Source organism: Streptomyces sp. NPDC002306 (genome assembly GCF_053593435.1).
Window position 1 is genome coordinate 575,949 of record NZ_JBSFCK010000002.1, and the last position, 12,582, is coordinate 588,530.

Annotated in this window: 11 protein-coding genes; 1 reads left to right on the forward strand and 10 read right to left on the reverse strand. The window is 71.8% G+C overall.

Features of this window, described 5'->3' with window-relative positions; all coding sequences use genetic code 11:
• Positions 1–51 precede the first annotated feature (51 nt).
• The 9 genes from ACWCQK_RS06960 to ACWCQK_RS07000 all read right to left on the reverse strand — a co-directional run bounded on the left by ACWCQK_RS06960 (position 52) and on the right by ACWCQK_RS07000 (position 10,144).
• A complete protein-coding gene (locus tag ACWCQK_RS06960) occupies positions 52–876 on the reverse strand; it encodes an HAD family hydrolase (RefSeq protein WP_451152700.1) in 825 nt (274 codons plus the stop codon).
• A complete protein-coding gene (gene serS / locus ACWCQK_RS06965) occupies positions 873–2,150 on the reverse strand; it encodes a serine--tRNA ligase (RefSeq protein WP_451152702.1) in 1,278 nt (425 codons plus the stop codon). The genes ACWCQK_RS06960 and serS overlap by 4 nt, the downstream gene beginning before the upstream one ends.
• 538 nt (positions 2,151–2,688) lie before the next feature.
• Entirely contained in the window at positions 2,689–3,621 is a 933-nt protein-coding gene (pheA, locus tag ACWCQK_RS06970; RefSeq protein WP_451152704.1) for a prephenate dehydratase, read from the reverse strand.
• 82 nt (positions 3,622–3,703) lie between these two features.
• Positions 3,704–5,002 carry an iron uptake transporter deferrochelatase/peroxidase subunit gene (gene efeB, locus ACWCQK_RS06975; protein ID WP_451152706.1) on the reverse strand — a complete coding sequence of 433 codons (1,299 nt, stop codon included), beginning with the start codon at positions 5,000–5,002 and terminating at the stop codon, positions 3,704–3,706.
• An 8-nt stretch (positions 5,003–5,010) separates the two neighbouring features.
• Positions 5,011–7,074, reverse strand: coding sequence for a copper resistance protein CopC (locus ACWCQK_RS06980; RefSeq protein WP_451152708.1), 2,064 nt, complete (start codon positions 7,072–7,074; stop codon positions 5,011–5,013).
• A gap of 13 nt (positions 7,075–7,087) precedes the next feature.
• Positions 7,088–7,576 carry a copper chaperone PCu(A)C gene (locus tag ACWCQK_RS06985; protein ID WP_451152710.1) on the reverse strand — a complete coding sequence of 163 codons (489 nt, stop codon included), beginning with the start codon at positions 7,574–7,576 and terminating at the stop codon, positions 7,088–7,090.
• A complete protein-coding gene (locus tag ACWCQK_RS06990; RefSeq protein ID WP_451152712.1) occupies positions 7,573–8,223 on the reverse strand; it encodes an SCO family protein in 651 nt (216 codons plus the stop codon). The genes ACWCQK_RS06985 and ACWCQK_RS06990 overlap by 4 nt, the downstream gene beginning before the upstream one ends.
• A gap of 79 nt (positions 8,224–8,302) precedes the next feature.
• Entirely contained in the window at positions 8,303–9,073 is a 771-nt protein-coding gene (locus ACWCQK_RS06995) for a YcnI family copper-binding membrane protein (protein ID WP_451152714.1), read from the reverse strand.
• Between the two features lie 162 nt (positions 9,074–9,235).
• The gene (locus tag ACWCQK_RS07000) at positions 9,236–10,144 is read right to left on the reverse strand and encodes a hypothetical protein (RefSeq protein ID WP_451152716.1); all 909 of its coding nucleotides are present in this window, start codon (positions 10,142–10,144) and stop codon (positions 9,236–9,238) included.
• A gap of 241 nt (positions 10,145–10,385) precedes the next feature.
• Between ACWCQK_RS07000 and ACWCQK_RS07005 the strand changes: the two genes are divergently transcribed.
• Positions 10,386–10,901, forward strand: coding sequence for an ATP-binding protein (locus tag ACWCQK_RS07005; protein WP_451152718.1), 516 nt, complete (start codon positions 10,386–10,388; stop codon positions 10,899–10,901).
• A 255-nt stretch (positions 10,902–11,156) separates the two neighbouring features.
• On the opposite strand, the gene pdxR is transcribed toward ACWCQK_RS07005, so the two are convergent.
• Positions 11,157–12,527, reverse strand: coding sequence for a MocR-like pyridoxine biosynthesis transcription factor PdxR (gene pdxR / locus ACWCQK_RS07010; protein WP_451152720.1), 1,371 nt, complete (start codon positions 12,525–12,527; stop codon positions 11,157–11,159).
• Positions 12,528–12,582: the final 55 nt, after the last annotated feature.

A 12,582-nucleotide genomic window follows, 5' to 3' on the forward strand; every position in this document is an offset into this window, starting at 1 on the left:
CACTCGGGCCGCCGAGCACTCGGCCCGAGAACTGCTCGGCCCGAGTACCGCTCAGTCCGAGTACCGCTCGGCCAGCAACCGTTCCAGCACGACCGCGATCCCGTCCTCCTCGTTGGAGGACGTCACCTCGTCGGCGACCGCCTTCAGCTCCTCGTGGGCGTTGGCCATGGCCACGCCCCGCGCCGCCCAGGCGAACATCGGGACGTCGTTGGGCATGTCGCCGAAGGCGATCGTGTCGGCGGCCTTCAGCCGCAGCCGCCGGGCGGCCAGCGACAGACCGGTCGCCTTCGACAGGCCCAGCGGGAGCAGCTCCACGATGCCCGCGCCCGCCATCGCCACCGAGACGAAACCGCCCGCGGCCTGGCGGGAGGCCTCGGCGAGCTCGTCGTCCGTGAGCGTCGGATGCTGTATGTAGATCTTGTTCAGCGGAGCCGTCCACAGGTCGGAGGCGTCCGTGAACGGGGTGGCGGGCAGCGTGCCCGTGACCGCGTAGCCGGGGCCCACCAGCACCTCGCCGTCCAGGCCGTCACGGCTCGCCGCCAGGAACAGCGGGCCGACCTCGGCCTCGATCTTGGCCAGGGCCAGCGCCGCGAGCTGCCGGTCCAGGGTCACCGACGTCAGCAGTCGGTGCTCGCCGGCGTCGTACACCTGCCCGCCCTGGCCGCAGACCGCGAGGCCCCGGTAGCCGAGGTCGTCGAGGATGTGCCGGGTCCACGGGACCGCACGGCCCGTCACCACGATGTGCGCGGCGCCCGCCGCGGTGGCCGCGGCGAGCGCGTCACGGGTCCGGCGCGTGACCGACTCGTCGGAACGCAGGAGCGTCCCGTCGAGGTCGGTCGCGATCAGCCGGTACGGGAACTGTGCAACCGTGCTCACTTGGCGATCGGCTCCAGGACCTCACGGCCGCCCAGGTACGGGCGCAGCACCTCGGGCACGTGCACCGAACCGTCGGCCAGCTGGTGGTTCTCCAGGATCGCCACGATCGTGCGCGGTACGGCGCACAGCGTGCCGTTGAGCGTCGCGAGCGGCTGGACCTTCTTGCCGTCCCGCATCCGCACGGACAGCCGGCGGGCCTGGAAGCCGTCGCAGTTCGACGCCGAGGTCAGCTCGCGGTACTTGCCCTGGGTGGGGATCCACGCCTCGCAGTCGAACTTGCGCGAGGCGGAGGAGCCGAGGTCGCCGGACGCCACGTCGATGACCTGGAACGGCAGCTCGAGGCCGGTCAGCCACTGCTTCTCCCACTCCAGGAGCCGCTGGTGCTCGTTCTCGGCGTCCTCGGGAGCGACGTACGAGAACATCTCGACCTTGTCGAACTGGTGCACCCGGAAGATGCCCCGGGTGTCCTTGCCGTACGTGCCGGCCTCACGGCGGAAGCACGGCGAGAAGCCGGCGTAGCGCATCGGGAGCTTGTCGGCGTCGAGGATCTCGTCCATGTGGTAGGCCGCGAGGGGGACCTCGGAGGTGCCGACCAGGTAGAAGTCGTCCTTCTCCAGGTGGTACACGTTCTCCGCGGCCTGGCCGAGGAAGCCGGTGCCCTCCATGGCGCGCGGGCGGACCAGCGCCGGGGTCAGCATCGGGGTGAAGCCGGCCTCGGTGGCCTGCGCGATCGCCGCGTTGACGAGCGCGAGCTCCAGGAGCGCGCCGACGCCGGTCAGGTAGTAGAAGCGCGATCCGGACACCTTGGCGCCCCGCTCGACGTCGATGGCGCCGAGCGCCTCGCCGAGCTCCAGGTGGTCCTTGGGCTCGAAGCCCTCGGCGCCGAAGTCGCGGATCGTGCCGTGCGTCTCCAGGACGACGAAGTCCTCCTCGCCGCCGACCGGGACGTCCGGGTGCACGAGGTTGCCGAGCTGGAGCAGGAGCCGCTTGGCCTCCTCGTCCGTCTCGTGCTGCTCGGCGTCGGCGGCCTTGACGTCGGCCTTGAGCTGCTCGGCCTTCTTCAGCAGCTCGGCGCGCTCGTCGGGGGAGGCCTTGGGGATCAGCTTGCCGAGCGACTTCTGCTCGGAGCGCAGCTCGTCGAAGCGGACGCCGGACGACCTGCGCCGCTCGTCGGCGGACAGGAGAGCGTCGACGAGCGCGACGTCCTCTCCACGGGCCCGCTGGGAAGCGCGCACACGGTCGGGGTCCTCACGGAGCAGGCGAAGGTCAATCACGCGCTCAAGGCTACCGGTGTGCGGTATCCGGCTACGACTCAGATTCCGAGTGGTGGCGAATCACGGCTTACGTTCCGTTATGAGCGAATTGCCGATCGTGTCAATAAAAAGTGTCTCACTCCCTGGGACGGAGCACGACCCGGGCGTCCGGTTGACCGGATTTCCTTGCGGGGAACGGGACTTGGCTCCCGCTTGTCCACAGGGGTCCACGCCCTCGGAAGAGTTATCCACAGGCTGTGAGGAAGATCTGTGGATGCCGGAATTGATCAGTCCGCACGGGTTCGACCGGGCTGAGGATTCCCGGCACAAACCCCTTTTACCCCCACTTTCGAGTGGAAAGGGTTCGCTCCAAAGGATTGATCAAAGGAAAAGAGTGGACGAAGGGTGACCTGTGCGGTCCGGGGTGCAGTCGGGGCCTGTAGGCCGATTTGTCGACTAGGTGGTGCTTCGCTGTCGACTTGTCCCCAGGTCGAGAAGCGCACCTGTGGATAACGTCTGTGGATAACGAAAATATGCAGGTAGAACCGACGTGACCTGGCTAGAAACGGCCGTCCTGGCACCGAGCCACCCAGTCGGCCGCCGACACGAACTCCTCGTCCGACGTTCCCCGCCGCAGCGCCCGCACGTCCTGCGGTCCCGCGTCCGCCCGCGGGTAGGAGCCGAGGAAGCGCACCTCCCGGCAGATCCGCTTCAGCCCCATCAGGGCTTCGGCCACCCGCCGGTCGGAGATATGGCCCTCGGCGTCGACGCAGAAGCAGTAGTTGCCGATGCCGGCGCCCGTCGGACGGGACTGGAGCAGCATGAGGTTGATCCCTCGGGAGGCGAACTCGCCGAGCAGGTCACGCAGGCCGCCGGGGTGGTCGTCGCGCTGCCACAGGACGACGGACGTCTTGTCCGCCCCGGTGGGCGCCGCGGGCCGGGCGGGACGGCCCACCAGTACGAACCGGGTCTGCGCGTTCTCGGCGTCGTGGATCCCGGTCTCCAGCGGTTCGAGACCGTACCGGGCGGCCGCGAACTCGCCCGCGAAGGCGGCGTCGTAACGGCCCTCCTGGACCAGACGGGCGCCGTCCGCGTTCGAGGCGGCCGACTCCCAGAGGGCGTTCGGGAGGTTCGCCTTCAGCCAGTTGCGCACCTGCGGCTGGGCGGCCGGGTGGGCGGTGACCGTCTTGATGTCGGACAGCCGCGTACCGGGCCTGGCCAGCAGCGCGAAGGTGATGGACAGCAGCACCTCGCGGTAGATCGTCAGCGGTGCGCCCGCGACCAGCTCGTCGAGGGTGGTGGTGATGCCCCCCTCGACGGAGTTCTCGATCGGCACGAAGGCGGCCTCGGCCTCGCCGGTGCGCACCGCGTCGAGCGCCGACTGCACGGACACGTAGGGGGTCAGTTCCCGGGTCGCCGCCTCCGGAAGCCTGCGCAGGGCGACTTCGGTGAAGGTGCCTTCGGGGCCGAGATACGCGTAGCTGGCTGGCATGACTTCACCCTAATGGGCCTGGTGAAACCTGGCGTACGGATCCCGTGCCGGCCCCCTCGGGTGGGTGACCGGCGGGCGGCTCTCAGCCCTCCAGCAGCCGTTGCCCCACGTACTCGCCCTCGGCCGCCCCGCCCGGCACCGCGAACAGCCCGCTGGCCTCGTGGCGGATGTACTTCGACAGCGCGTCGCCCCGGTCGAGCTTGCGCTGCACCGGTACGAAGCCGCGCAGCGGATCGGCCTGCCAGCAGACGAAGAGCAGCCCCGCGTCCGGCACCCCGTCCGGGTCGAAGCCGTCGTGGAAGGAGAACGGACGCCGGAGCATCGCCGCGCCGCCGTTGGTGTCGGGCCGGGTGATCCGGGCGTGCGCGTCCAGCGGAACGACCAGATCCCCGTGGGAGTCCCGCTTCTCCAGGTCCATCCCGGTCGTCTCGCCGCCGCCGGACAGCGCGGCGCCGTCGGCCTTGCGACGCCCTATGACCTGCTCCTGGGCCGTGACCGAGAGCCGCTCCCAGTCGTCGAGGAGCATGCGGATACGGCGTACGACGACGTAGGAACCGTCGGCCATCCACGCCGGGTCCTTCGCGCCGGACGCGGGCACGAAGATCCGCCCGTCGAAGTCGGACTCGGCGGGCTTGGGATTACGGGTGCCGTCCAGCTGGCCCATGAGGTTGCGGGCGGTCATGGGGTGGGAGGTCGCGCCGGGCGAACGGTTGAAGCCGTTCATCTGCCAGCGGATCCGCGCGGCGCCGCCCGTCTCCTTCTGGATCGCGCGCAGGGCGTGAAAGGCGACCAGCGCGTCATTGGCGCCGATCTGCACCCACAGGTCGCCGTTGCTGCGGGTCTTGTCGAGGTGGTCGGAGGAGAAGTCGGGCAGCGGGTCGAGGGCGACCGGACGCTGCTTCTCCAGCCCGGTCTTCGCGAAGAAGTCGTGGCCGAATCCGAAGGTGACCGTCAGCGAGGACGGGCCGGCGTCGCGGGCCACGTCCGTGTCGCCCTGCCCGGCCGCCTCGCCCGCCATCAGCCGCTCGGCCACGGCCGACCAGCGGCGCAGCAGCGCGGCCGCCTCCTTGCGGCCCGCGCCGGCCGTCAGGTCGAAGGCGACGAGATGGCCACGGGCCTGGAGGCCCTCGGTGATGCCGGGCTGATGTTTCCCGTGAAACATCGCCCGGTCGGCACCCAGCGAGGTGAGCGGGTCCGCCGCGGCGGGCGCGGCGGTGTAGCCGACGGCCCCGCCCGCCGCGCCGAGGGCGAGCCCGGTGGCACCGGCGGTGCCGAGCAGCTTGCGCCGCGTGAGTCCTGCCACGGCGGGAGCCTCCTCGGAGACTCCCTGCTCGACGACGGCCCCGGGGGTACGGGCCTGCGGGACGGACTGGTCAGCCATGGTGTGGTTCAGCCGATCTGCGCGTTCTTGGAGACGGTCACTTGGTCGACGTCGGAGGTCCGCACGGTCACGGCGATCTTCCAGTCGCCGGCCATGGGGATCTGCACGCCGCTCGCCGCCCAGTGTCCGGTGGTGATGTGGTCGGGGACGACGGGCAACGGCCCGATGTCCTTGGCGGTGAGGGTGAAGGCGATCTTCACCTCGGGGACGTCGAAGCCGCGGCCGTTGGCCCGCTCGACATAGACGTGCATCTCGTTGGCGCCGACCCGGGCGGGGTCGAGGTCGACGCTCACCACGCCCTTGCCGTCCTCGCCGCCGGTGTCGAAGGGCATGTCGAGGGTCAGGGCACCCGAGGCGCCCGGATCCGATGCGGAGGACGACGAGGACGACGAGGTGGCGGCCTTCGCCTCCTGCTCGGTCCGGCCGGGCTCGGTCTGTGTGAGCACGGTGGTCACGGCCAGCAGGACGACGGCCACGCCCGCCTCGGCGAGCACCGAGCGGCGCAGTCCGTGGCGGTCGGGGTCGGCGTCGCGCAGCCGCTTCTGCCGGGCGGTGTCCACGGCGGCCCGCTGGCGGGCGAGCTGGGCGGCGCGTTCGGTGCCGTCCGCGGCCGGCGCCGACGCCTTCGCCCCCGTACCGGCCGCCGACTCACCGGTCGCGGGAACGGTCGCGGGAACGGCCGTGGAACCGGTCGCGGTCGCGCGGGCCGACGCGGAGCCCGAGCCCTTCCGTACGCCCGCGGTCTCCTTCTCCTCGGTGCCCGCGTCCGCGTCCTCGTCGCCGTCCGTGTCCCGCTCGCGGACCTCGTCCCCGCGCGGTCGCACCGCCGTACCGGACGCCTCGGTGGCCGACAGCTTCGCCGTCCACCGTCGCGAGATCCAGGCGACGCCGACGAGCAGCGCCACCAGACCGATCTTGACGAGGAGCAACTGGCCGTAGGCGGTGTCGGTGAACGCCGACCAGGAGCCCAGCTGACGCCACGACTGGTAGACGCCGGTCACCACCAGCGCGACGACGCTGCCGAAGGCGACGGTCGAGAAACGGCGTACGGCCGCGACCCCGACCGGGGTGTCCGCCGGGGCCCGGTAGAGCGCGACGAGGAGGGTGACGAGTCCGCCGAGCCAGGTGGCCACGGCCAGCAGGTGGACGATGTCGACCGGCATCGCGATCCCCGGCTGGAGCCCGGTCGAGGCGTGCTCGGCCATCGCCCAGCTCGCCGCGAGCCCGGCCGCCACGACGATCCCGCCGACCGTGAGCCCGAAGGTCAGGTCGCGCTTCTCGTCGTCCTCGCGCTTGTCGTAGGCACCGAACAGCACGGCGATGAAGAGGGCGGCCGCGGCGAGCAGCAGCAGCCGGGAGACCAGCGCGGCGCCCGTCTTGGTCTGGAGGACCTCGCCGAGCAGGTCCAGGTCGAAGATGTCACCGACCTTCGACGAGCCGGTGTAGGACCCGCGCAGGAGCAGCAGGCCCAGCGTGGCCGCGGTGAGCGTGACCCAGCCGGAGACGACGAGCCGCTGCACGGCCCGCACCCCGGAGCCGCGCGGCCAGCAGGCGAGGACGAAGCAGGCGCCGCCGACCAGCACGATGAAGCCGGCGTACGACAGATACCGCCCGAAGCCGTAGAGCCAGCCGACCACTCCGCCGCCCGCCGCCGGCCGGTCCACCGAGACCGTGGTCTGCGAGGGGGCGCCGACGGAGAAGGTGTACGCGCCGGAGACGGGGTGGCTGTCCGCCGACACGACCTGGTAGGTGACGGTGTAGGTGCCGTCGGGCAGCCCGCTGTGCAGCCGCACGGCGTAGGTCGTGCCGCTCAGGTTGGCCGGCTTGCCGCTGTCGACGCGCTTGCCCTTGGGGTCCAGCACGCGCAGCGCGTCGTCCGACAGCGCGACCTGCTCGGAGAAGGTGAGCGACACCTGCGTCGGAGCCTTGTCGACCACCACCCCCTGCGCCGGGTCGCTGCCGGTCAGCGCGGCGTGCGCGGAAGCCGGACCGGCTCCGGCGAGCAGCGCGCCGGTGACGGCCAGGAACAGCAGCACCAGGGTGCGGACGCGCGGGGCGATGGTCAGTGTCAAGGGGGTCCCTCCCTCAGTGCCCGGTCTTGGGGTTGTACGTGGCCGACTTCACCGGTATCTCGACCGTGACGGGCCTGGATTCGGCAAAGTGCAGTCGGACGGTCACCTTCTCGCCCCGCAGCGGCTTGCGCTTCAGCCTCTCGAACATCAGGTGGTTCCCGCCGCTCTCGAAGACCAGTCGGCCGTGTGCGGGGACATCGAGGGACGCCACCTCCTCCATGGAGGTGCCGACGGTCTCGTGGACGGTGACGCTGCCGGCCATGTCGCTGGTGACGGAGGTCAGTTCGTCCTTCGTGGCGCCCTTGTTGGCGATCGTCAGGAAGCCCGCCGCCATCGAGTCGGAGACCGGCTGCGGCATGTAGGCGGAGCTGACGGACAGCTCGGCTCCGGTGGTACCGGAGGCCGCGTCCGAACCGGAGTCCGAGCCGCCGCAGCCGGTCAGGGCCAGCGCCGCGACCGTCACCGCGGTCGTCGCCACGGCCGCCGTACCGGGGAGCCTCACGGGTTCTCCCCCTTGATGATCTTGGGCAGGTCCTTGGTGTAGTCGTCGACGGTGGCGTCGTCGCCGTAGAGCACGTACCCCGCGTCCGTCTTCGGTGAGAAGGCGATGACCTGGGTGCCGTGGGTGGAGACGGTCTTGCCGTTCTTGTCCTTGTGCGGTGGCTCGATGCTGATGCCGAGCGTGCGCGCGCCGGCCTGGACGGTGGCGAAGTCGCCGGTCAGGCCGATGACGTGCGGGTCGATGCCCTTGAGCCACTTGCCCAGCGCGGCCGGGGTGTCCCGGTCCGGGTCGGTGGTGACGAACACGATCCGCAGCGCGTCCTGGTCGGCCTCGGGCAGCTGCTTCTTGGCCACGGCCAGGTTGTTCATCGTCAGCGGGCAGACGTCGGGGCAGTTGGTGTAGCCGAAGTAGATCAGCGTGGGCCGGCCCGCGGTCTCCCGACGGAGGTCGTACGTCTTGCCCTGGGTGTCCGTGAGAACCAGGTCCGGCTTCTCGAAGGGCTGGTCGAGGACGGTGGCCGCCTGCCGTGAGGTGTCCTCGGAGACGACGGCGACGGGGCTGTCGCCGGCGTCGTCGCTGCCGCAGGCGGAAAGGGTCAGCGCGGCGGCGGCGAGCAGCGCGGCCGCGGCGAAGGTCTTCTTGCGCATAGAGAAATGTCCCAGATGTGTGAACTCCGGTGCGCACCGGGGGCTGTGCACCCCCGGCGCGCACCGTGAACGATCAGGCTCAGGCGTTGCCGCCGGCACCGCGCCGACGGCCGGCGGTCACGCCGTACGCCACGCCCGCCACGCCGATGACTATCCCGACCACGCCCAGCACGCGGGCGGTGGTGTCGGAGCTGTCGGCCGGTTCGGCCGCCTCGGCGCTGCTCGCGGCGGCCTTGGCGTCCTCGGCCTTGGCATCGTCGGTCTTGGTGGAGGTCTCCTCCGCGCCGGCCGAGCCGTGGGAGTGGCCGCCCTCGGAGGCGGCGGACAACTGGAGCACGGGAGCCGGGTTCTCGGGCTCCTCGGCGCCGTCCTCCTGCACCTCGATCCAGCGCACGACGTCCTTGTTGGAGTACGTCTGGATCGCCTTGAAGACGAGTTCGTCGGTGTCCTCGGGCAGCGCGCCGATGGAGAGCGGGAACTTCTGGAAGTAGCCGGGTTCGATGCCCTTGCCGTCGGCGGTCCAGGTGACCTTGGTGACGGCCTCGGAGATCTTCTCGCCGTGCATTTCGAGCGGCTTGTCCAGCTTGGACTTGGTGACCTGCACCTTCCATCCGGCGAGCGGCTGCGGCATCACCGAGGCCAGCGGGTGGTCGGCCGGGAAGGTGACCTCGAGCTTGGTGGTCGAGGCGTTGTCGCGCTCGTTGGGGACCTTGAAGTCGACGACGGCGTAGCCGCCCTTGGCGGCCGTGCCCTCCGGCTGGACGCTCACGTGCGCGAAGGCCGGGGCGGACAGGGCGAGAACGGCCATGCCGGCGACGGCAGCGGCGGCGGCGATGCGGGAAGCCTTCATGTAAGGGTGCACTCCACTTCGAGGGTGATTCCGGTGATGAAGAGGGATACGCGTGCGGGTGGGTGACCTCTCGGGTCGGATCCACGCACGCGCGCGTGCCGCACGACGGCGGCCGCCCTCCTCGCGGAACTCCCGCGGAGTGGCTCGGCTGGTCGCGTCGTGTCAGGCAGCGAGGACGAGTGCGGCGCGGACGGGCGGACCGCGCCTGATCACCGAGTGCTGGAGTGCGGCGGTGCGTGGCTCCGGCGCGCGGTGCGCGGCGGCGAGCGCCGGGCGAGGGTCCGCCTCCGGCGCGGCCGGCAGCCCGGCGAGCAGGGCGTGCACCAGCGCGAGCGCACCGCGCAGGGAACGGACGAGCGCCGCTTCCGCGACTCCTTGCGCTCCCTGCGCCGACAGTTCGACGATCCGCAGCAGCGCGGAGTCGCCGCGGCGCAGCAGCCAGCCGGCGGCGAGGGCCGCCAGGAGGTGGCAGAGCAGCATCGGCAGGGAGGGCAGCAGGGAGGCCGTGGAACCGGCGGCGGTGGACAGGGCGTCCGCCGGGTCGTGCATGGCGGTGGTGCCCGTGCCGGTGCCCGTTCCCGCCCCCGGGTAGAGCCGCGCGTCGGCGAGGATCCGCTGGGCCTGGGCGGGACTGAGCGCGGATGCGGTGCTTCCGCACAGGATCCGCGCGGCCCGCTCGACCAACGCGGCGTCGGTGAGCGCGCCCGTCGAGCCGACGGATCCCATCGACGCCATGGATCCCATCGGCATCGCACCGGACGCGGAGGCCGATGCCGACGCCGAGGTCATGGCCGTGTGCTGTCCCAGCCCGAACAGCGTGTGCAGCACGGTCTGTCCGAGGGCGAGCAGCGCCGCGATCCCGGGCAGGGAGCGTTCCCGTCCGGCGAGCGGTGCCACGACCGTCAGGGCCCCCAGGAATCCCGCGCCCAGCGTCCACAGCGGCACCGTGGCGCAGGAGGCGAGGGCGTGCCCGGCCGCGGCCAGCACGACACAGACCGCGGCGAACACCGCGGCCCGCAACAGCCGGAGATCGCTTCCGGAGCGCGCCGTGCGCGGGTGGGGGGCAGACATGGCGCACTCATCATCGCACTGGCCCTACCGCCTCCATACGGCAGGTCCACAAGATGACCAGGAATCCGGTGGACCGGAAGATCACCTTCTGTGGCGGCTGATGTGGATGAGCCCCACATACACCGATTGAGCCCCCGAGCGCATCCCCTAAATGGGCGGCGTCACACCGAATTCGCGCTTACATGCGGGCCCTGGGGGCAATACGTAACGGTATGTCGAGCCGCGGCCTGGAGGCTGGAGCATGAGCATCTGGTGGTCACTCCATCTGCGGCGCGAAGCTGCGAGCGTTCCGCTCGCCCGGCGCCTGCTGCTCGGCACGATGGAGACGGCGGGCGTCGATCCCGACATCTCCTACGACCTCTCCGTGGCCCTCAGCGAGGCCTGCGCCAACGCCGTCGAACACGGCGGGGGCGGTGCGCGCGGCGGCCACTCGGAGGCGTACCGGGTGACCGCCTACCTCGACGGCGAGAAGTGCCGAATCGAGGTGGCCGACTCGGGCCCCGGCTTCGCCGGCGAGCGCGGTGACCGCGGTGACCGCGGTGACCGTGACCGGGGCGAGCGCGGTGACCGTGGCGCCCGCGCCGTGCACACCGACATGGCCTGCACCGACGCGGAGAACGGCCGGGGGCTGTACCTCATCCAGGAACTCGCCGACCACGTCCACATCGGCAACGGGCCGGGCCGCACCGGGGCCGTGGTGAGCTTCGACAAGATCCTCAAGTGGCGCGAGAACTCCCCGCTGGTGACGGCGTCCTGAGCGATTTCCGACCTCGCCCGGTATGACGCCTCGCCCGGTTCGACGCCTCGGCCGACCGGCGCGGGGGTCGTCGACGCCGACGAACAGGCCGGGCCGGGCGACCTGTTGACGTCGAAGCCCGCTCTCCTCTCCCCGAACTGCCGCACACCGTAGGGCCGATGGGCCCGCCCCACGCCCGGGAGCGCCGGCCTGCCGGCGGGCGCCCTGTTCCCGGACCCGCTGCCGGTTCGGCGGTGAGGGGGCCTGGCCCGCCGGTCAGGACCCTTCCAACACCTTCCCCAGCACGTCCAGTGCCTCCGGATAGAGCCGCTCCCGAGGCGTCCCGTACCCGATGACCAGCCCCTGCGGGCGTGCCGGCGCCCCCGGTGTGTGCCAGTGCTCCCCCAGGTGGCCGACGGCGAGTCCCTCCGCCTCGGCCCGGGCGAGGGTCTCCTTCTCGTCGGTGACCTCCACCAGGGCGTGCAGGCCGGCCGCGATACCGCGCACCCGCCGGCGCGTCCCCAGCCGGTCCACGAGCTGGTCCCTGCGGCGCCGGTACCTGAGGCGGCACGCGCGCACGTGCCGGTCGTAGGCGTGGCTGTCGATCAGTTCGGCAAGCGCCAACTGGCCGATGGACTCGGTGTGGTGGTCGCTGTGCAGTTTGGCGTCGGCGACCGCGTCGACGAGGCGCGGGGGCAGCACCATCCAGCCGAGCCGCAGCCCGGGGCCGAGGGTCTTGGACGCGGTGCCCAGGTAGACGACCTGCCCCGGCGCCATGCCCTGGAGCGCGCCGACGGGCTGCCGGTCGTAGCGGAACTCCCCGTCGTAGTCGTCCTCGACGATCAGCCCGCCACGCGCGCGTGCCCAGTCGCTGAGCGCCCGCCGCCGCTCCGGGTGCAGGCTCATGCCGGTCGGGTACTGGTGAGCGGCGGTGACCACGACGGCCGACACGTCACCGAGGTCCGCCACGCGCACACCCCGCTCGTCCACCCGCACCGGCACCACGGTCCCGCCGTTGTGCCGTACGACCTCCCGGTGGAACGGCAGCCCGGGGTCCTCCATGGCGACCCGGGCGCCGTCGAGCACGCGCGTGAGGAGCGCGAGACCCTGGACGTACCCGGAGGTGATCACGATCCGCTCCGGCGGAGCGATCACCCCGCGCGCCCGCCCCAGGTATCCCGACAGCGCCGTGCGCAGCTCGATCCGGCCGCGCGGATCACCGTAGTCGTACGCCAGTGAGGGCGCCGTCGCGAGGGCGCGGCGCAGCGCCCGCAGCCAGACGGCCGCCGGGAACGCCCCGACGTCCGGGCTGCCGGGCCGCAGATCGAGGCGGGGCGCACGCGCGCGTGTCGTCACGTCCGCGGCGGCGGCGTCGGGCGACGGCAGTGCGGCGACCTGTGTGCCCGACCCCTGCCGTGCCGTGAGATAGCCCTCGGCGACCAGCTGGTCGTAGGCCGCCTTCGCGGTGTTGCGCGAGATCCCGAGGTCGGTCGAGAGCGTCCGGGTGGCCGGGAGCAGGGTGCCGGGCGCCAGCCGCCCGTCGCGCACGGCGTCCCGCAGCGCCCTTTCGAGACCGGCGCGCCGCCCCTGCGCGCCCTCCGGAGCCAGCCGCAGGTCCATGCCGACACCGGACCAGAAGTCGTTCACGAGAACCCTCCCCCTAGGTACGTGAAATCCGGGCACGCGCGGCCCGGGGCGCGCA